Origin of the sequence: Bacteroides propionicigenes, assembly GCF_018390535.1 — a bacterium.
GTDB classification, from domain to species: Bacteria; Bacteroidota; Bacteroidia; order Bacteroidales; family Bacteroidaceae; genus Bacteroides; species Bacteroides propionicigenes.
Genome location: NZ_JAHBBW010000016.1, coordinates 1 through 20,776 on the forward strand (window position 1 = coordinate 1; position 20,776 = coordinate 20,776).

Here is a 20,776-nt window from a genome sequence, read left to right on the forward strand (position 1 = left end):
TGATTATTTTTTTGCAACACTAAGTTAAGTGAATCCTCTGACATGGCAAAATCCTGAGCAACTTTTTGTTGCTCAGGTACTTAAAAAAAATATTTTATAATAGTGTTGCGGAATTAAGGTCATTGAGATATGTTCATCCGTTTATAAAAAATTAGCCCTTACCTTCTCTGTTTTCCGAAACGTTTAAGCCAGTGAGCATATCTTGCGATAGAGCAAGAAAAGCAATACTATCCCTGCAACCAATAAAGATTTCGGGTCGAGTTCGGTGATGCCGCTTTGGGTAGCGGCGGTAAACGTTTCACGAAGCGTACCCAGTATCAGTTGTAGACCGTCGAAGGTAAAGAACAACACTAATGCCAGTGTGAAACAGAACGTAACCCATAATTGTGAAATCCGGCGGGTACGGTCGGGCAAGTGACGCATCACGCGGTGGGTGAAGCCATGGTCCGGTATATCCTGCCGGTGTTCGGCAAAGAAAGCAACTAAAAGTCTGTCATTATTTTCCGTCATAACCATTTTGTTTTAAGTAGGTAGCCATTTTTTCTTTAGCCCGTGACAGGTGGCTTTTTACAGTTCCTGCGGGGCAACCGGTAATACCTGCAATTTTCTCGATGCTTTGGTCCTCCATGTAGAAGAGTGTGATGCAGGTTCGTTCCATTTCTTTCAGCATACTCAGCGCACGGTAAATATCCATACGCTGTCCTATGTCGCTTTGCTGCGTACTGCATTGAGCGTCCACTTGGCGTGTTTCCAAGCAGTCTGTCTCCTTACGGGTGCGAAGATAATCATAAAATACATTATAAGCAATACGATAGAGCCAAGTGGTAAAACTGGATAGGTTCTTGAATGAGGCCAAGTTAGTGTATGCTTTAATGAATGTATCTTGCGCCAAGTCATCGCTCAATTCGCTGTCGCCGCAAGTCAAGTGCAGAAAGAATCGTCGTACGGGCGACTGATATTTCCTTACCAACTGGTCGAAGGCCCTGGTGTTGCGGAACACCACGACCTGTGCGACTAACGATATATCATTGAGCTGACTCATTTTTCTTCATTCTTCCGGCGGTTGCTGATTTCGATGCCGCCTATCTTTACACTTTGTTCTTCGTTTTCCTTATCATTTTTTACTTGGATAAAAGGTTCCCCGTTTTTGCTCTGTTGCGTGTAGTAAATGACAACCTGTCCGAAGCCGGTGAACATGACAAGCAGACCTATACAACCAAGCCCGAATTCTCCGGTAATAGCCCAAAGGAAGATGAATAATCCGATACCGACAAATACGTTCTTGATTCCTTTGCTACGGGTATCTATCGACTCGGCTTCTTTAAAAAGGTTTTCCGGTAGCGGCTGTCCGCTGGCCAAAGCCTGCTCCACCAAACGATATTTGGCTTTCCGGTTCTTATAGCGGAAAAAGAAAATGATGAATACAATTATCAGCGGAAAGCCGAATACGAATACGATAGCTGTAACCGCTACAATCGTTTCTTTCACATCATGTCCGATATTCCAACCGAAGTCGTAAGCACTGCTATGGTGCTTATAATCATTACCGCTTTCTGAATTACTGCTTGAACTGTTTTCATAAGTCATGACGCTGAGTGTATCCGTTACGGCTTTTCCGTTAATTAGGGTGTCTCTCAACTCTATAACCCTTTGTTTGTTTCCCAGACTGTCATTTTCCGTTACAGTTCTGTTCTTCCCTTGTACCAATGTGCAGAGCATCATGGTTGTCATTAGTGCAAAAATGATACGTTTCATAATCATGCTATTTTTTGTTTTTTATTAGTTTCTTTGTGTGTTAGACGTTTCCAATCATTTAGAAAGTTGCAAAGAGACGATATTTTTTTTAGAATAGCTATTATTGACCGCAAAATATTTATGTTACCTTTGCCTGCATAAAACAGTACAATACATGGAACTACCCGCTTCTTTCACAGAATATACCCGCACTCTTTTAGGAAATGAGGGGTATATGCAGTTAGTCACCTCTTTGGAGTCGGAACAACCTGTCAGCATTCGGCTGAACCCGTTAAAACTTTTTGCATTCCGCTCCGGGAAGGATGCGGTTCCTTGGTGTACCTCTGGCTTTTATCTTAAAGAACGCCTGACGTTTACTTTTGATCCTTTGTTTCATGCGGGATGCTATTATGTGCAAGAGGCTTCGTCCATGTTTGTAGAACGAGCTTTGAAGCAATATATGGGTGAGGAGCCGGTAGTGATGCTCGATCTTTGTGCCGCTCCGGGCGGTAAGTCGACGCACGCACGCAGCGTTCTTCCCGAAGACAGTTTGTTGGTGGCCAATGAGGTCATCCGCAATCGTTCGCAGATACTTGCCGAGAATTTGACTAAGTGGGGGTATCCCGATGTGGTGGTCACCAATAGTGATCCGTCGGACTTTACGCCGTTGGCAGATTTCTTTGATATTATATTGGCGGATGTGCCCTGTTCCGGCGAGGGAATGTTTCGCAAAGACCCTGTTGCCGTGAGTGAGTGGAGTCCGGAGAATGTAGAAATATGCTGGCAGCGTCAGCGAAGAATTATTTCGGATATCTGGCCTTGCCTGAAGCCGGGAGGAATCCTGATATACAGTACTTGTACCTGCAACACGAAGGAAAATGAAGAAAACATCCGTTGGATAAGAGATGAGTTTGAAGCAGAGGTGCTGCCGCTTGATGTATCGGAAGATTGGAATATCACGGGCAATTTGTTGCAGGGAGAGGATTTTCCCGTTTATCGTTTTCTGCCCCATAAAACCAAAGGAGAGGGATTCTTTTTAGCTGTTCTCCGAAAACAGGGAGGGAATGCTTGCAAGTCTGGAGGTGAACCGGAATTTGTTCAGGGGTATACTTCCGGAATTCAGGGCTTAAATGGTGAAAACTCTCGGAAAAAAGGGAAGAATCCTCATGGGAAAGGAATGAAAACTTTGGGGCTTTCCGGAGAACAGCTCTCGGCTTTGAAGAAGTGGGTGCTGGCTCCTGAAAAGTACGAGTTTATTCAAAAAGGCAGTAATGTCAGTGCCTTCCCTAAGCGTTACCTTGCGGAGTTGTCGGTGTTGCAGGCATCCTTGCGCGTTGTACAGGCGGGAGTAGAGCTTGCCGAAGAGAAAGGAAAGGACTGGATGCCCTGTCATGCCTTGGCAATGAGCCGTATACTGGCGTCGGATGCCTTTCCGCGTGAAGAGCTATCTTACGAAAAGGCCATCGCTTATTTACGGAAAGAGGCTGTCGTGTTGTCGGATGCCTCTCCCCGTGGAGCTGTTCTACTCACGTATAGGCACGTACCTCTCGGCTTTGTCAAGAACATCGGCAATCGCGCCAATAACCTTTATCCGCAGGAATGGCGCATTCGTAGCGGATACCTGCCGGAGGTGATAAGTACGGTGATTTAGGTCGTTATACGTATATTTATGCTTGTTTGCCCATTTCATAGGCTTCCTTCAGTTTAGGATTACCCTTTATTTCATTCATCAGCCATACACCTCCGCAAAAGAGTGTTCCTTTGAGGACGGGGTTCTCCAAGCAATCGAGGAAACCCGTCAGGTTGTCCGTGATGCGTTGCATAATGCTTTCGTCCTCTTCGGCGGCGGTTGCGATAAAGTAAAACTCTTTGTTCGTTATCCGGGTGTAGTCACCGCAACAGCGGTCAATCAACGTTTTCATCTGCGCACTCATGGCGTAGAAGTAGACCGGGGTTGCCATGACGATGACATTTGCGTCAATCATCTTTTCAATCACTTCGTGTGCGTCGTCCTTTTGGGGACACGGCTTTTGCAAATGACTGCATGTGCTGCATCCGGTACAATAGTGAATGGTTTTGTCACGCAGGAATATTTTCTCCACTTGATTTCCCGTTTCAATGGCGCCACGCATAAATTCATCGCAAAGACTGTCGGAATTTCCTCCACGGCGTGGACTGGAAGAAAGAATTAAAATTTTCTTGTTCATATTCATTCTTATTAGGTTGCTGGTACAAAATTATCGCTTTTTAGGCTTAATGCCGGTAGATAAATTACAGAAAGGAATACCTGAATTACTGATTTGGCTTATTATGGGGCGATATACTGGAGATTGTAATTAATGGATGTTGATTTTTATATAATGAAAAAATAAATCTATTATTATTGACAAATAGTAGGCGGCAATTGATTATTTTTGTAACACTATTTGTGGGAAAGAAAATAATATTATTCCATATGCAGTCGGCACATAAAAATATAAAAGGTGTGGTTGATGATGACATAGATAAAACTATATAGAATAATGAAACAATACGAAGCTGTTATTGAAACTTTAGACAGATTGGGCGGCATGGCTACTTTGGGAGATTTAAATATGGAGGTATTTAAAATAAAGGAATGCGAGTGGAAAACAAAAACTCCATTTGCCAGTATTCGCCGGATTGTTCAGCAAACAAAAGGCATTTATAAAATCAAGCCAGGGCTATATGGACTTGAGAAGTACAAAAAGCAAATAGAAGACAAGGGATTCCTTGTTGAAACGGAAGTAAATAGGAATTCGGAATCTTTAGTAAAATCAAATCATGCTTATTATCAAGGTTTATTATTGATTATCGGTAAATATCGAAATATGAATACTTTTATTCCGAATCAAGACAAGAATAAAAAATTTTATGATGGAAGAGCCTTACGTGAACTTTCCACGCTTAGTGAACAACCACATTATTCATATGCCCAATTGGTTAATCGTAGTGCTACAATAGACACAATATGGTTTAATGAACGCAATATGCCACATTCTTTTTTTGAAGTAGAGTATTCAACCGATATTCAGAATTCTCTATTGAAATTTAATGATTTGCAAGATTTTTATGTTAGAATGATAATAGTTGCAGATGCAAGACGTAAATTAGAGTTTGAAAATAAACTGTATTATCATGCATTTGATGAATTGCGTAAAGGCAGGCGAGTTACTTTTCTAAGTTATCAAGCTCTTGTTAAACAATATGAGATGGAATTGGAAAGGCAGTCATTAGACTTTATTCTTTGAATTTTACGCAACTATATATTTCCAAGTAAGCAAATATTACGTATAACATTTGCTTACTTGGAAATATATAGTTGCGTGATTATCTTACAACTTACTCTTATATATCCGTGCCATTGCCTTCTGGTACTGGTTTTCCAGTTGCAGGAGGTTAGTTTTGCTTTGGTACACAACCGAGACCTCAACGAAATACTCTATCATACTGATTTGTCCGCCCATAAGCGCTTGTTTTAGCAAAGTCAGATCTTGTTGGTCTTGAAAAGTCCGTTTGTACTCCTGCATGGAGGCATCCAGATTGCGGGCTTCTTCATAGAGCTGCCATAACTCGGAACTTGCCTTTACTTTTGCGTTGTCTTTCAGGAAGTCGATGTTCATGGCTTGGGCTTTGGCAATCTTCACCTTTCCTTTATTGGCAAACAGAGGAAAGGAGAATCCTACGACAACGCCGTTCAGCGGATGTCCCGATTCCGTATTGCGGCGATAACCTAACTCCAGTTTCGGCAACCAGCCTTGTTTGCTTGCCGAAATTAGTTTGCGGGCTGCCGCGCTCTCGCTGTCGAATGATTGCAGGGAAGGGTCGGCAGCCAATAATTCATCACATACCTGATAGAAATCCGCCGGCAAAGGAATCAGAGGATAGTCTGTCAGGCCGAGGGTGTTGGCGGTAGGTACTGCCGGTCCTTCGGGCATGGGGTGTCCGGGAGTAAGCGGATGGTTACCGTTAAGCACCAGCAACTCCTTGATTTTATTGTTCAAGGCGGTGCTGTTCATACGTGATTCGGTGCGGACATTCAGCAGTTCCAAATTGATTTTATTTGTTTCCAGTGCATTGGCGTCTCCTGTAGCCAGTCGTTTGGCATACATGGCAGACAGTTCCTCAGCGTTCTTCAACCGTGCATCGAGTAATTCTTGTTGGTGTTGCAGCATGATGATGTCCAGACACACCTCTTTGGCTTGCAGCAATATTTGTTGGCGCATGGTTGCCGCTTGCGCATCCAGTGCTCCGGTACGGAGACGGTTCATCTTTCCCCTTGTCACGTATAGGGTAGGGAAATCAAAACTTTGGGAAACGACCATTTCACCTACGGTTTCATCACTGTTTTTGGAGTCCCAAAGATGAGCGTATGAAAGGGTAGGATCCGGAAGGTTGTTCTCTGTCTTATTCTCCAGCTTCTGCGAGGAAATGAGTTGTGCATTGGCTTGCAGCTCTTTGTTGTTCGCTTCTATTTGGCGGAGTACGGAGTCGATACCTTGATTTTGCGCCCTTATTCCCAGGCAGATAAGGAGGGCGACGGTGGTTATAAGTATTTGTTTCATATATTCTGTTATTAAGTTATTTATTCGTTATCGTGTACGGATGTTGTAAGTTGCTGACTGACTGAACTGTTGATGTCCCACCCGTTTCTGTTATAGTGGGAGTGTCGTTCAGTCGTATCGGGAGCATACCTCGGTTGCAGTGGGAGCATCGTTCGGTAGCTCCATGAATCCGGTTCATTCGTTATACGTATGCGGCTCCTCCTTCTTCTTTCCGTGCATCATCAGATAAACAATCGGAATGATGAAACCGTTCAGGAAAGTGGAAGTCAGCAATCCACCCAGAATAACCTTTGCCATAGGGCTTTGTATCTCGTTACCGGGCAGGTCGCCGCTGAGTGCCAACGGAATCAATGCAAGCGCACTGGACAGTGCTGTCATCAGGATAGGATTCAATCTGTCCAGCGAACCGCGTATCACACTGTCGTACACTCCGCAGCCCTCTTCTTGTTGCAAATGGTTGTAATGGCTGATGAGCAGCATACCGTTTCGGGTAGCGATACCGAACAATGAGATAAAGCCGATGATAGCGGGAATACTGACTTCGCCTGTGGTGAGGAGCAGGGCGAAAACACCGCCAATCAATGCCAAAGGCAGGTTGATAAGGATAATTGCACTTTCCTTTACACCACGGAACTCGTGGTACAGCAGCAGGAATATCACCACGATGGACATGAATGAAGTCAAAGCCAGTGTACGGCTTGCAGCCTGTTCGCTTTCAAACTGGCCACCGTATTCAATGTGGTAGCCTTCCGGCAGTTTTACCGAGGCATCTACACGCTCCTGTATATCGTTTACCACACTGCGCAGGTCGCGGTCGGCAACGTTGGCGGAGATCACGATTTTCCGTTTCACGTTCTCGCGGCTGATGGTATTAGGACCCATTGCCGAGCGGACTTCCGCTACATAGTTCAGCGGTATTTTCTGTCCGTTACCGGTATCAATCATCAGGTTGCGTATCTTTTCCATTTCATCCCGCAAGTCGTCCTTGACGCGTACGGTGAGGTCGAAACTTTTTCCTTTCTCGTATACTTGGGATACGGATTCGCCGGCAAGGCATACGTTGACAAATTCCGAAAACTCCGGCAGGGAAATGCCATATTTGGCAAGTACTTCCCGTTTGGGAGAGATAATGAGCTGTGGACGTTCAATCTGTTGTTCCACGTTCAGGTCGGCGATGCCGGGAATGTCTTGAATGGTATTCTTTATTTCATTTCCCAAAGAAAACATACGGTTCAAATCGTCACCGAACAGCTTAATGGCTATATTGGCTTTCGTGCCGGACAGCATGGCGTCGATACGGTGGCTGATAGGTTGCCCGATTTCCACATTGGCGCCTACAATCGTACCCAGCTTTTCGCGTACATCGGCCACCAGCTCGCTGCGCGAACGGTCTTTCAGTTCAAAGGGAGCTTCGATTTCGGAGACATTCACGCCTAAGGCGTGCTCGTCCAGTTCGGCACGTCCCGTCTTGCGGGCTACGGTTTGTATTTCGGGAATGGAAAGCAGTAACTCTTCGGCACGATGTCCTATCTTGTCACTCTCTTCCAGCGAGATGCCCGGCAGGGATGATATATTGATTGTGAACGAGCCTTCATTAAACGGCGGCAGGAACGAACGTCCCAATGTGAAGAAGCAAGCAAGCGCCACTGCAAACAAACCGATAGTTCCCCCCAATACGCTCTTCTTATGTCCAAGCACAAAGGTAAGTGCCGTGCCATACCACTCTTTCATCTTACGCGCTACCGGTGAATCGCCGGTGGAGCGTTTTTCATCTTTTATCTTTTCTTTTCCCAGCAGATAGGAGCACAGTACAGGGGTCACTGTCAGCGCTACAACGGTAGAGGCCGCCAATGCCACGATGAAAGCGATGCCCAGAGGTACGAGCATCCTCCCTTCCATACCGCTCAGGAAGAACAAGGGTACGAAACTTACCACAATGATAAGTGTGGAGTTCAGGATAGGCATACGTACTTCTTTAGAAGCATTGAATACGACTTCCAGTATCGGCAAACGTTCCGCCTCCGGTTTCATCCGATTTTCCCGCAAGCGTTTGTACACGTTCTCCACATCGACAATGGCGTCATCTACCAGTGAACCGATGGCAATGGCCATACCTCCGAGACTCATTGTGTTGATGGTGAACCCCATATAATGCAATGCCAACAGAGAAGCTATCAGTGACAAAGGAAGCGTAACCAGTGAAATGACGGTGGTCCGTACATTGGCAAGAAACAGGAACAGGACGATAACAACAAAAATACCGCCTTCTACCAGTGATTTCTGTACGTTGCCGATGGAGCTTTCTATAAAGCGGCTTTGCCTGAAAATGTCGGTGCTGACTTTTACATCGGACGGCAGATTCTTCTGCAAGTCCTTTAGAGAGGTTTCTAACTTATCGGTGAGTTCGAGGGTACTTGTGGCAGGCTGTTTGGTTACGGTCAGCAGCACAGCGGGTTTGCCTCGTTCGGAAGCCGTACCCAGTTTCGGCAGCTTGGCTCCGATACGCACATCTGCAATGTCTTCCAATAAAACAGGAGAAGCGGCAGTTGAGAGCCCGGCACTTCCGTCTTGCAGCTTGACCACAGCTTTTGCCAGTTGCTCCACACGGTCGGTGGAGATTACACCGCGTACAATGTATTCGTTTCCATATTCATAAAGCACCCCGCCGTTGGCGTTCAGGTTCATTTCGCGCGTAGCGTTCATTACTTCGGTAAGGGTCACACTGTAATGACGCATTCGTTCCGGGTCGAGTTGTATCTGATATTCTTTAATATCTCCGCCCAGCACGGCTACTTGTGCCACACCGCCGGTAGAGAGAAGGCGCGGGCGGATAGTCCAGTCGGCTATGGTGCGCAGGTCGAGCATGGAAGTGGAATCGGCCGTCAGTCCTACAATCAGCATTTCACCTAAGATGGATGATTGCGGGCCGAGGGTAGGCTTGCCTACATTAGAGGGTAGGGACTCGCTGACAACCGCCAGTTTTTCGCTAACAATCTGGCGTGCCAGATATACGTCCGTTTCCCAGTCAAATTCAACCCATACGACAGAAAAACCGTTGGTGGAGGAAGAACGTACGCGACGTACTCCCGTAGCGCCGTTTACGGCTGTCTCAACAGGAAAAGTCACCAGTTGTTCCACTTCCTCGGCTGCCATACCGTTGGCTTCGGTCATGATAACTACGGTCGGCGCATTCAAGTCGGGGAACACATCCACTTCCGTATGCATTGCGGTATATGTACCGCCAATCAGCAGCAGTACCGATGCCACCAGCACCAGTATGCGGTTCTGAAGAGAGAAATGTATAATCTTGTTTAACATGATGGTAAGGTTTAGTGTTCGTGGCTGTGTGCCGGAATTGCATTGGTGGCGCCTGCAAGTTTCACTTGGTATGCGCCTTGGGTCACGACTTTGTCACCGGCCTTGACGCCGGAAAGGATTTGCACCCTTTCGCCGTTATCGGCTCCAAGAGTGACAAGTTGTTTCTTGTATCCTTCTTCATCCACTTGCAGGTACACGAAGAAACTGCCTTGTTCTTCGGTCAAAGCCGTATGGGGGAGTGAAATAACATTCTCCATAGGAGAGGAGAGCAGGAATATTTCGACAAATGCTCCCGGAATGATATCTCCTTTGTTATCAAACTCAAAAGTAACGGGCACATAGTAGCTGTTTTCGCCCGATGCTTTTCCATAAGAGAGCAGGCGTCCGTTCAACTCCTTTAATGTGTACACCTTATTATTATAAGGAGTGCAGAAGTTGGCGGAACCGATAGTGCGGAGATAGGGATAATATTTCTCCGAAACATCGGCACGCAGGAATAACCTGCGGTTTTGAGTGATACTTACGAGCGGCTGACCTACTGTGACATAGTCGCCTTCCTTTACTAAGAGGCTCTTTACATATCCGTTGATAGGAGAGGGTACGGACTGTCCTTGGGAAGAATGATTCTTGGCAACGGCTTCATAGCTGATACGGGCATTCTCGTATGCCTGTTGAGCCTGGGCAAAGTCTTTCTCCGAAACAATTTTATCGGGGAGAAGCTCTTTCATTCGTTCGTATTCCTTTTTGGCTGTTTCGTAGGCGATGCGTGCTCTTTGTACAGGGTCTCCGTCCGCCATATTCTTGGATGAAAGCACTACGAGAGGGGTACCCTTGCCGACGCTCATACCTTCTATTACCTTTCCATGAAAGGAAACTACACCCGCCACAGTGGCTACGGCAACACTTTCGTCACCTTGCGCAGCCATAACCTGACCGCTGGTTTTTATAACTTGGTTGAAACTACCCGGTTCGATGACACTTGCCATAACTCCGGCGGCCTGTGCTTTGGCGGGCGGCAATATGATTTCGTCACTATGTGCCATAGCGGCTTCCTCACCATGATTGTGCCCGTCGTCATGCTTATGGTCGGGGGCTTCGCTTGCATGGTCATGACCTTCGTGGTCATGTCCCGCATGGGTATGTTCTTCTGTTTCGTGATTATGTCCTTCACCGGACTTGCTGTTACAGGAGCCTAACAGGAACAATCCTATAACTCCCATGAATATAACTTTCTTCATGATAATTGTTTTTGTTCTTACTTGTTTTGAAATACAAAATTAGTGAATGGATTGTGCAACCAAGTTGCATCATTCCTGTGCCGACAGAGAATCTGTTTCCGGCAACTATCGGTTAGGCAAGAACAAAAGGAGGTGCGCGAAGCCCTGTGGCACGTGTAATGAACGTGCCGTGAAGAGATTCCAAATAGATAAACTCTTGCCCTATACCTGTTTCTTCGGGTAAGGTCAGGAGTTTGAGAATCGGTTCGGAAAATAAAGTATTTACCCATACGAAGCCGGGCTGTAAGTCGCTGTTGTCCGGATTGGGTGTTTTTTGATAAAAATGGGTGGTCATGCAGCCTGTGTCACAGCAACAATGTTCGTTGCAAGAGCTTTGATGGTGGCAGCATCCCTCGGACGGCAGATCGTTTTTCATACAAATTACACCGTCTTCATGGTGGTGATGGGGAATAACAGGCACTACCAGCATAATCATGCTGATGAAGAACAGGAAATATGCAATGTACCTTTTCGTTTTCATCCCTCTTTCTTTGATTGGTCGCAAAGATAGAAGTTAATCATTTAACTGCCAAACCCAAGATGCTAAAAAGCCTTGAATAAATCATTTAATCCTTCGCTCATACTGGGATGTGTAAAGATGAAATCTCGCAGGACACTGTAGTGCAAATCATTCTTCATGGTCAGTGAGACCAAATTAATGACTTCGGGTGCGTCGATGCAAAACAAGGTACAGCCTATTATGCGTCCCGTATGTGCATTGACAATGGCTTTCATCATACCGTCTATCTGCTGCAGGGTACGGGCACGTGGTATGGCGGCGGCCGGTAGCCGGGATACTTGGAGTGAATAACCCTGCTTTACGGCTTCTTCTTCGGTCATGCCGATATGTGCCAACGGAGGGTCTGTGAAAATGACATAAGGAACAGGAAGCCTGTCATTGACTTTTCGTTTTTTATTACCAAACAGCTGGCTGGTGATGATGCGGAAATCATCAATAGATAAATAGTCGTACAGCGCACCGCCTTTTACATCTCCTATGGCCCATATATGTGGAGAAGTAGTTTGAAGATGTCCGTTGACGATGATAGCTCCCTGAGCATCAGTCTGTATGCCGGCTGCATGGAGGTTGAGGTCATCGGTCATCGGCCTGCGTCCGGTGGCAAGCAGCAGGGCGTCTCCTTTCAAAAAATAAGGGGTGTTGTCGGAACTGTCCGTATAGGTCAGTGTCACACCATTGACTGTGTCATATACCGACAGGGCATAGGTATTTAAACGTATCTCAATTCCTTTTCTTTTCAGAGACTCCAGCATGGATTCCGCAATGTCACGGTCTGATTTGGGCATAAAGCGGTTGCCGGATTCCAGTAAAGTAACCTTGCTTCCGAAACCGGCATACATGGTGGCAAGTTCCATTCCGATAGTTCCGGCGCCCAGAACGAGCAGGCGGGCGGGAAGTTTGCTCTGCTGGAGCAGGGTTTCACTGGTGAATACATGCTTGCTTCCTTTAAGCCCTTCCACTTCGGGCAGGATAGGGGTGGAGCCTGTATTGATAAAAACTTCTTTCCCTTTGAGGAGGACTTCCTTTTTATCATGGGAAACGACTTTTACAGTATCGCCGGATACAAAAGATGCCGTACCGTCATACAATGTAATATTGGAATGGGCTTTTATATGTTCATAATTCTTATCTCGCAGGAATGATACGAGCTTGTTTTTCCGTCCGATGGCGAGTGCATAATATTTGGCTTGATTGCTGTAGTCGTCCCGGTAGAGCCGTTCGGCTTGTTCCGATTCATGAATCAGCGCTTTAGTGGGAATACACCCGGTATTTACACAGGTTCCCCCGTACATATGCGGGGAACGTTCAATGATTGCCACTTTCCAGTTACGGTTGGCAAGTTCGGCTGCCAGCAGTTTCCCGCCTTTGCCGAACCCTATAATGATAGCGTCATATTGTTTCATTTTAATTCGTAATTAAGAATTTATGGAAATGAAACAATAATAACAAATTATTTGTTGCGGGAAGTTAGTTAATGAAAGTTTACCGTTCCAGTTCGCGAAGCGAATCCATCTTCTTCTTTTCGAGGAACTCATAGATGCCGCTCAGATGCTCGGTTACCCGTTTGTTACCGAACTCATAGACTTTGCTCACCAGTCCGTCGAGGAAGTCACGGTCGTGGCTTACAAGTATCAGAGTGCCGTCGAAGTCCATGAGCGCCTGTTTCAGGATGTCCTTAGTTTTCATATCCAGATGGTTGGTAGGCTCATCCAGAATTAGTAGGTTTACGGGCTCCAACAGCAGCTTAATCATGGCAAGCCGTGTACGTTCTCCACCGGACAGGACTTTCACCTTTTTCATAGACTCCTCCGGTCCGCCGAACATGAAAGCTCCCAGCAAATCACGTATCTTGTTACGGATTTCTCCTTTGGCTACATCGTCGATGGTTTGGAATACGGTCAGGTTCTCATCCAGCAAGGATGCTTGGTTCTGGGCGAAATAGCCTATCTGCACATTATGGCCGATGGTAAGAGTACCTTCGTGTTCCAGTTCTCCCATGATACACTTTACCAATGTGGATTTACCTTCACCGTTCTTGCCTACAAAAGCTACTTTATCACCTCTCTCTATGGTGAGGTTGGCATTTTTGAATACGACGTGTTCTCCGTATGTCTTTCCTACATTCTCCATGATGACCGGATAATTGCCGGAACGCGGAGAAGGAGGGAACTTCAGCCGCAATGCCGAGGTGTCTTCTTCATCTACTTCCAAAAGCACCAGCTTTTCCAACATTTTGACACGGCTTTGTACTTGCAGGGTCTTGGAATAAGTTCCTTTGAAACGTTCGATGAATTCTTTGGTTTCGGCGATGAACTTCTGTTGTTCGTCGTAAGCCTTTTGTTGCTGTTCGCGACGTTCTTTGCGAAGCTCCAGATATTTGGAGTAGTTTACTTTATAATCGTAAATGCGTCCCATTGTCACTTCAATGGTACGGGTCGTGATGTTGTCCACGAATTTGCGGTCGTGGCTGATGACGATAACGGCTTTCCCATTATTGATAAGGAAATCTTCCAACCATTGGATAGACTCGATGTCGAGGTGGTTGGTCGGCTCGTCCAGCAGAAGCACATCAGGTTTCTGCAACAGCAGTTTGGCGAGTTCGATACGCATACGCCAGCCACCGCTGAAGTCACTTGTCTGGCGGTTGAAATCCTCTCTTGTGAATCCGAGACCGAGCAATGCTTTTTCAACATCTTCTTCGTAATTGGTGGCATCAATGGCATAGAATTTCTCACTTAAGGCGGACACTTGTTCGATAAGTTCCATATAACTGTCGCTTTCGTAGTCGGTACGGGTTTCCAGTTCTTTGTTCATGCGGTCTATTTCGGCTTCCATTTCGTGCAGGTGGGCAAAGGCCTGTGCAGTCTCTTGGAAGACGGTACGTCCGTCTTCCGTCATCAAGTGTTGGGGGAGATAAGCGATGATGCAATCCTTAGGGGCTGAAATTTTACCGCGGGTAGGTTGCCGTACTCCGGCAAGTATCTTTAATAGCGTACTTTTTCCGGCTCCGTTTTTTCCCATGAGGGCAATACGGTCTTTTTCGTTGATTACGAAAGATATGTCACTGAATAAGGTTGTGCCGCCAAATTCTACGGCGAGTCCGTCAATAGAAATCATTATGTCATTTTTAAAAATAAGGCGCAAAGATAATGCAAATATATTATTTTTCTTATCTTTGCCCGGTATAAACAATGGTATAAGTCATGGAAACCGAAAATCAATCAGCTGATTACCGTCCGCTCATTCTTGTGGCGGAAGATGATGATAGTAACTTTAAGTTGATAAAAGCTATTATTGGGAAAAAATGTGAGATAATGTGGGCAAAGAACGGGGAAGAAATCGTCTCTTTGTTTCGCGAGAATCGTGACAAAACGGCTGCAATACTGATGGACATCAAGATGCCTGTAATGAATGGATTGGATGCCACGCGAATTATTCGTGAGGAAGGCGGGACATTGCCTATTATCATGCAGACGGCTTATGCGTTCTCTACCGACCGTGAAAATGCCATGAGAAGCGGCGCTTCGGAAGTATTGGTGAAGCCGATAACACTGAGTGCGTTACGTAATTGCCTGAGCAGTTATCTGCCTGAATTGAAGTGGTAGGAGCCCCGGTCGGGAATAAATAGAATTTTCTTTATTAAATTATCAAGCGCATACGGCGCGGATAGCAGGAGTGGAAATCTCCGGTTATCCGCGCCGTTTACTTTTTGAAAAAAGAAGAGGTACATCTGAACAAAATATATTTTCTTCTGTTAATGAAGTCTAACCAAATTTTAACAGAATGAATAGTAAACTGCGCTTTTTCTTAACATCACTGTTTATACTCTTCGTGGTGGAGTTGTATGCAGCCACAAGTGGTGATATTCGTGTGTCGGGCGTTGTGATGTCGGAAGGGGAACCTTTGCCGGGAGCATCGGTATTGGTGAAAGGAACCCACAACGGAACAGTGACCGATGTTGACGGAAAATATACCCTTACCGTACCGACAGACGGTACGCTGGTCTTTAGTTTTATCGGACTGAAGGCTATTGAACAAAAAGTAAATGGACGTTCTGTCATTAATGCGGAATTGATTCCGGACAGTGAACAACTGGATGAAGTAATGGTGGTGGCTTATGCTACTGTCAAGAAATATAGTTTTACAGGAGCGGCTTCTACGGTGAAAGGAAGTGAGATTGCCAAGATGCAGGTATCCAATGTGTCGCGTGCACTTGAGGGTACGGTTTCCGGACTTCAGGCAAGTGCGCCCAGCGGTCAGCCGGGTACGGATGCGGAGATACGTATTCGTGGCATCGGTTCTATCAATGCCTCAAGCGCTCCGCTGTATGTGGTGGACGGCGTACCGTTCGACGGTAGCATCAACTCCATTAATCCGGAGGACATCGCTTCATTGACAGTATTGAAAGATGCCGCTTCGGCGGCTCTCTACGGTTCGCGTGGAGCTAATGGTGTCATTATAATAACTACCAAACAGGGACAAACCGACTCTAAAACCACGGTTAGCATCAATGCCAGTTTCGGCGGTTCCAATAGGGCTATCCGAGATTACGACCGTATCGGTACTGACCGGTATTTTGAACTTTATTGGGAAGCGTTGCGTAACCAATATGCTTTGAATACAGATAAATATACTCCGCAGACTGCAGCTGCCCAAGCCTCAAAAGACTTGGTCGGCAAGTTAATGGGGGGTGGTCCCAATCCTTATGGTCCCAATTATCCGCAACCGGTAGGTGCGGACGGCAAGCTGGTTGCCGGTGCTACTCCGCTTTGGAATGTAGACTGGCAGAAAGAAATGGAACAGCAGGCGCTGCGTACGGAAATCGGATTGAATGTTTCCGGCGGCGGAAAAACCAACCAGTACTATTTCTCGGCCGGTTATCTGAATGACAAGGGTATTGCTCTTGAATCCGGCTACCAACGTTTCAATCTGCGTTCTAATATTTCGAGTGAGATAACCCACTGGTTGCGTGGCGGTGTGAATATGAGTTATGCCCACTCCATACAGAATTATCCGGTTTCGTCCGATGCCAAGACCAGTAATGTTATTAACGCCGGGCGTTTAATGGCTGATTTTTATCCCATGTACGAAATGAACACCGACGGTACTTATAAACTCGATTCAGAGGGCAAACGGATTTATGACTTCGGATCTTACCGTCCCTCAGGCTCTATGGCTAACTGGAACTTACCCGCCACTTTGCCCAACGACAAGTCAGAACGTATGCGGGATGAGTTCTCAGGACGCACTTTCCTTGAAGTTACTTTTATGGAGGGGTTGAAGTTCAAGACCAGTTTCAACTTTGATCTGATAGATTACAATACGCTGGATTATACCAATCCTAAGATAGGTCCCGCCGTTAATACAGGTGGAGGAGCAAGTCGTGAATATACCCGTACTTTCTCATGGACATGGAATAATATTGTGACTTACGATAAGACCTTCGGTGAACATCATTTCAATATCCTTGCCGGACAAGAGGCTTACTCTTACCGTTATGATGTGTTGCAGGCCGCACGCAGCAATATGGCTGTACCGGATATGCCGGAACTGGCTGTCGGTTCACTGGTAACTGCGGGCACAGGTTATCGTATTGATTACTCGCTACTGGGTTATCTTGTCAATGCCCAGTATGACTACCAAAGCAAGTATTTTTTCTCCGCATCCTATCGTCGCGACGGTTCTTCCCGTTTTGCACCGGGTACGCGTTGGGGTAATTTTTGGTCGTTGGGGGCTTCGTGGCGTATAGACCGTGAAGATTTCATGCAGAATACTGCCGACTGGCTTTCCGCCTTGACTTTGAAAGCCAGCTATGGAGCGCAAGGCAATGATAATCTGGGTACTTATTATGCCAGCAGCGGACTTTATTCCATTGTTTCGCAAGCTGGTGAGAATGCTTTGGTGTCCGACCGCCTTGCAACGCCCGATTTGAAATGGGAGACTAATCTGAATCTCAATGTCGGTATCGACTTCTCATTGTTCGACAACCGTTTCTCCGGTTCGTTCGATTTCTTCCAGCGTCGTTCCAAGGATTTGTTGTACTCCCGTCCTTTGGCAACCTCTTTGGGTTATACTTCAATGGATGAAAATATCGGTGCATTGAAGAATACGGGTTTTGAGATAGACCTTAAAGGAACGCTGATACATACCCGCGATTTTATGTGGCGTATGGGCGCCAACCTCACACATTATAAGAATGTGGTGACTGACCTTCCGCTGAAAGATATGCCCATTACAGGGGTTACCCGTCTGAAAGAGGGGCGTTCGGTCTATGATTTCTATCTGCGCGAATGGGCGGGGGTAAACCCTGATAACGGCGATCCGCTGTGGTATAAAAATGTGAAGGATGCGGAAGGTAATATTACCGGGCGCACTACCACCAATGATTATGCACAGGCAGATTATTATTATGTAGACAAGTCCTCGCTTCCCAAGGTTTACGGTGGTTTCAATACAGCGTTCTCTTACAAAGGATTTGAATTGTCGGCAATCTTTGCATACAGTATAGGCGGCTATATTGTGGACCGTGACGTTACGATGTTGTGGAGTAATGGAAGCAATCCCGGACGTGCTTGGTCTACCGAAATGCTGAAACGCTGGACACCTGAGAACCGTTATACGGACGTGCCGGCTTTGAAAACGGTATCCAATAGCTGGAACTCAAATTCTACCCGTAACCTGTTCAATAATTCGTATTTGCGAATGAAGAATATCACGCTGTCCTATAACTTCCCGCAGCCGTTGATAAAGAAAATCAGCCTGAACAGTCTGCAACTCTTTGTACAAGCGGATAATCTTCTGACTTTCTCCAAGAATCAGGGAATGGATCCGGAACAGGGCATCACAGGGTTGACTTATTACCGGTATCCTGCCATGCGTTCCATTTCGGGAGGACTTAATGTTTCATTCTAAATCACTATTTACATGAATACTTCAATTAAAAATATAGCAATCTTCACGCTGGGATTATTATCTGTCCTGTCTTCGTGCAGTGGAGATTTTCTCGACAACAAACCTACGGATTCAGTAGATGCGGGCATTGTTCCTGTACCTTCCAATGCGGGGCGTATATTCAACGGTGCATGGTACAACTTGTTTGAGTACGGCAGCACGTATGCCAATATAGGTTATCGTGCCTTGATGTTACAGGACGATATGATGGCGGATGATGTAGTATCACGTCCTATGTATGGCTTCAACTCTTCCTATCAGTTTAACGATGTGGTGATGCCTGCCAATAACCGCACTGCATTTGCCTGGTATCTGATGTATAAGACTATTGACAACTGTAATACGGCTATTTCCATTACTGCTACCGGTGATGACAATACAGCCGATTTTCGTTATTCTCAGGGACAGGCCTATGCTTTGCGGGCTTTCTGCTATCTGCATCTGGCGCAGCATTACCAGTTTACTTATTTGAAAAATCCTGCCGCACCGGCTGTTCCGCTTTATACAGAACCTACCGCTTCTACGACAGAGCCTAAAGGCAAGGCCACTTTGGAAGAGATATATACGCAGATATTCAAAGATTTGAATAAAGCTAAAGAACTTCTTGAAGGCTATGTCCGTCCGGATGATAATTCTAAATTCAAACCGAATTCAAGTGTTGTCAACGGATTGTTGGCACGTGCGTATTTGCTCACCGGACAGTGGAGTGAGGCGGCGGAAGCTGCGCTCGAAGCGGCTAAGGGATATAGTTTGATGACGGATGCTAAAACCTATATGGGCTTTAACGATATATCCAATACCGAGTGGATGTGGGGGCATCCTCAATCTGTAAGCCAGTCCGATGCCAGCTATAATTTTTATTATATTGATGTGGTGACTCCCGATGCGTATAACAGTTTTATGGCAGACCCGCATTTTAAGGATACCTTTGAATCGGGTGATATCCGTCTGGATTTGTTTCAGTGGATGCGTGAGGGATATTTGGGTTATCGCAAGTTCCGTATCCGTGCCGACCAGACCGGGGATATTGTCGTGATGCGTTCCGCTGAGATGTATTTGATAGCGGCAGAGGCATTGGCGCGCGATGGGCAGCCGGGAGAAGCCGTGAAACCGTTGAACACGTTGCGCAATGCCCGTGGGCTTGCCGACTATGATCTGACCGGCAAGACGCAAAACCGGCTTGTAGATGATATTTTGCTGGAACGTCGCCGAGAACTGTGGGGGGAGGGATTTGGCATTACCGATATTCTTCGCACGCAACGTTCCGTAGAGCGCGTGCCGTTGACCAAAGAGGAAGCGGAGAAGAAATATGATTGCTGGCAGCAAGGTGATACTTATAAAGAGTATAATCCCGAAGGCCATTGGTTTACTTCTTTTCCCGACGGAACGAAGTTTGTGCCGAACAGTGTGTATTATCTATATGCCATTCCTGAAAAGGAGACAAATGCGAATCCTAATTTATAAAAGAGGGTGTCAGAATGTAGTTGATGATTTTTTAAGGCATGGATTTGGCCTCTATCCTGCGTTTCACGAATTCAATCTTCAGGTTGGCTTCTTCCATGTTCTTCTTGATTTCTGTGATGGAAGACAGCAACTGTGCCAGTTCATAAACAGCTGCCACCGCTTTGCGGTCGTTCGGTGTCATGGTAGTAGCATAGGAGCGTTCGCCAAGATAGTTGATGCGGATGTTTTTATCCTTGTTCAAGTTGAGGAAAGCGATTACATTGCCGTCCTCTCCCAGCTTATAATCCGCTTTTTCTATCTTTTCTCCCAAATCAGTTGTTTCATAACTGTCTTTAGATGCGGGAGTCTCGGCAAAGCTGCCGTCGGGTGCGGTAACTTTTACGGCTAAGTGATGAATGTTGTACGGGCCGCAATAGATGGAAGTCATGCTCATAACGCCGGTTTCGTCTACTTGAAAACGCAGGTAAGAACGGTGCAGGTTCTTTTCTATTACTTGTGAGGGATGCAGGTAATTCCCTATCCGTTGATATTCGGCGTCTTTCTCGAAAGTGTAGTTCTTTTTGATGGCATCCACTGCTTTTTGCTTCTCTTGGAGCATACTGTCGAGGTAGGCAAGGGTCTTTTCCTGTTCTTTCAGTTCCACCTGTTGCATAAGTCCGATGCCCTCGCGGCGTGCTTCAAAAGCTTTCGGGTAGAGTATCTTGATACTGTCAATTTGCATTTTTGCTTCGCTGTAATCTCCGCGCTCGAAGGCTTCGCGGGCTGTTTGAAGTTTCTCACCTGCTTTTTTCTCTACATTGCTGCAAGAGAAGAGCGTGCAACAAAGGCACGCAAGGAATGCTGCTTTCTTCATAATTTTCATTCTTGATGTTAGTGGGGACAAAAATAAAAAATAATATCCGTATCTTTGCACCCTCAAAATGATTTAT

At 46.0% G+C, this 20,776-nt stretch carries 17 protein-coding genes; 5 read left to right on the forward strand and 12 right to left on the reverse strand.

The annotated features are described in order from the left end of the window. Positions 1 to 183 precede the first annotated feature (183 nt). Genes KG118_RS15585 through KG118_RS15595 form a run of 3 tightly spaced genes read right to left on the reverse strand, consistent with a single transcriptional unit; the run spans position 184 to position 1,761 of the window. Positions 184 to 510 carry a DUF5056 domain-containing protein gene (locus KG118_RS15585; RefSeq protein WP_117710801.1) on the reverse strand — a complete coding sequence of 109 codons (327 nt, stop codon included), beginning with the start codon at positions 508 to 510 and terminating at the stop codon, positions 184 to 186. Then, positions 497 to 1,042 carry an RNA polymerase sigma factor gene (locus tag KG118_RS15590; RefSeq protein ID WP_117710800.1) on the reverse strand — a complete coding sequence of 182 codons (546 nt, stop codon included), beginning with the start codon at positions 1,040 to 1,042 and terminating at the stop codon, positions 497 to 499. Before KG118_RS15590 ends, KG118_RS15585 begins: the two co-directional genes overlap by 14 nt. Then, positions 1,039 to 1,761: a DUF6249 domain-containing protein gene (locus KG118_RS15595; RefSeq protein WP_222704295.1), complete on the reverse strand. Its 723-nt coding sequence runs from the start codon at positions 1,759 to 1,761 to the stop codon at positions 1,039 to 1,041. Before KG118_RS15595 ends, KG118_RS15590 begins: the two co-directional genes overlap by 4 nt. Before the next feature lie 148 nt (positions 1,762 to 1,909). Between KG118_RS15595 and KG118_RS15600 the strand changes: the two genes are divergently transcribed. After that, positions 1,910 to 3,385 carry a methyltransferase RsmF C-terminal domain-like protein gene (locus tag KG118_RS15600; protein WP_117710798.1) on the forward strand — a complete coding sequence of 492 codons (1,476 nt, stop codon included), beginning with the start codon at positions 1,910 to 1,912 and terminating at the stop codon, positions 3,383 to 3,385. Between the two features lie 16 nt (positions 3,386 to 3,401). Here KG118_RS15600 and KG118_RS15605 read toward each other — a convergent pair whose 3' ends face one another. Continuing rightward, positions 3,402 to 3,941: a flavodoxin family protein gene (locus KG118_RS15605; protein ID WP_117710963.1), complete on the reverse strand. Its 540-nt coding sequence runs from the start codon at positions 3,939 to 3,941 to the stop codon at positions 3,402 to 3,404. 315 nt (positions 3,942 to 4,256) lie between these two features. Here KG118_RS15605 and KG118_RS15610 point away from each other — a divergent pair, with 315 nt between their 5' ends. Further along, positions 4,257 to 5,003, forward strand: coding sequence for a hypothetical protein (locus KG118_RS15610; RefSeq protein WP_117710797.1), 747 nt, complete (start codon positions 4,257 to 4,259; stop codon positions 5,001 to 5,003). Positions 5,004 to 5,087: 84 nt separating this feature from the next. Here KG118_RS15610 and KG118_RS15615 read toward each other — a convergent pair whose 3' ends face one another. From KG118_RS15615 to KG118_RS15645, 7 genes are all read right to left on the reverse strand, one after another. Further along, positions 5,088 to 6,317, reverse strand: a complete 1,230-nt coding sequence (locus KG118_RS15615) for a TolC family protein (protein ID WP_117710796.1) — start codon at positions 6,315 to 6,317, stop codon at positions 5,088 to 5,090. A gap of 16 nt (positions 6,318 to 6,333) precedes the next feature. Next, positions 6,334 to 6,495, reverse strand: coding sequence for a hypothetical protein (locus tag KG118_RS15620; protein ID WP_158560988.1), 162 nt, complete (start codon positions 6,493 to 6,495; stop codon positions 6,334 to 6,336). Beyond that, positions 6,492 to 9,635, reverse strand: coding sequence for an efflux RND transporter permease subunit (locus KG118_RS15625; RefSeq protein WP_117710795.1), 3,144 nt, complete (start codon positions 9,633 to 9,635; stop codon positions 6,492 to 6,494). The genes KG118_RS15620 and KG118_RS15625 overlap by 4 nt, the downstream gene beginning before the upstream one ends. Positions 9,636 to 9,646: 11 nt before the next feature. Next, complete coding sequence (locus KG118_RS15630) at positions 9,647 to 10,873, reverse strand: efflux RND transporter periplasmic adaptor subunit (protein WP_117710794.1); 1,227 nt, start codon at positions 10,871 to 10,873, stop codon at positions 9,647 to 9,649. 112 nt (positions 10,874 to 10,985) lie between these two features. Beyond that, on the reverse strand, positions 10,986 to 11,393 hold the full coding sequence (locus KG118_RS15635) for a DUF6769 family protein (RefSeq protein WP_117710793.1): 408 nt from the start codon (positions 11,391 to 11,393) through the stop codon (positions 10,986 to 10,988). A gap of 62 nt (positions 11,394 to 11,455) precedes the next feature. Beyond that, positions 11,456 to 12,835 (reverse strand): FAD-dependent oxidoreductase, encoded by a 1,380-nt coding sequence (locus KG118_RS15640; protein ID WP_117710792.1) that lies wholly within the window; start codon positions 12,833 to 12,835, stop codon positions 11,456 to 11,458. 79 nt (positions 12,836 to 12,914) lie between these two features. After that, positions 12,915 to 14,549: an ABC-F family ATP-binding cassette domain-containing protein gene (locus tag KG118_RS15645; protein WP_117710791.1), complete on the reverse strand. Its 1,635-nt coding sequence runs from the start codon at positions 14,547 to 14,549 to the stop codon at positions 12,915 to 12,917. An 86-nt stretch (positions 14,550 to 14,635) separates the two neighbouring features. On the opposite strand from KG118_RS15645, the gene KG118_RS15650 reads away from it, so the two are divergent. The 3 genes from KG118_RS15650 (at position 14,636) to KG118_RS15660 (ending at position 19,847) form a co-directional block, all read left to right on the forward strand. After that, a complete protein-coding gene (locus KG118_RS15650; RefSeq protein ID WP_117710790.1) occupies positions 14,636 to 15,037 on the forward strand; it encodes a response regulator in 402 nt (133 codons plus the stop codon). A gap of 178 nt (positions 15,038 to 15,215) precedes the next feature. After that, complete coding sequence (locus KG118_RS15655; protein WP_117710789.1) at positions 15,216 to 18,344, forward strand: SusC/RagA family TonB-linked outer membrane protein; 3,129 nt, start codon at positions 15,216 to 15,218, stop codon at positions 18,342 to 18,344. A gap of 12 nt (positions 18,345 to 18,356) precedes the next feature. Beyond that, positions 18,357 to 19,847 carry a RagB/SusD family nutrient uptake outer membrane protein gene (locus KG118_RS15660; protein WP_117710788.1) on the forward strand — a complete coding sequence of 497 codons (1,491 nt, stop codon included), beginning with the start codon at positions 18,357 to 18,359 and terminating at the stop codon, positions 19,845 to 19,847. A gap of 31 nt (positions 19,848 to 19,878) precedes the next feature. On the opposite strand, the gene KG118_RS15665 is transcribed toward KG118_RS15660, so the two are convergent. Continuing rightward, on the reverse strand, positions 19,879 to 20,700 hold the full coding sequence (locus KG118_RS15665) for an outer membrane protein assembly factor BamD (RefSeq protein ID WP_199598733.1): 822 nt from the start codon (positions 20,698 to 20,700) through the stop codon (positions 19,879 to 19,881). Positions 20,701 to 20,776: the final 76 nt, after the last annotated feature.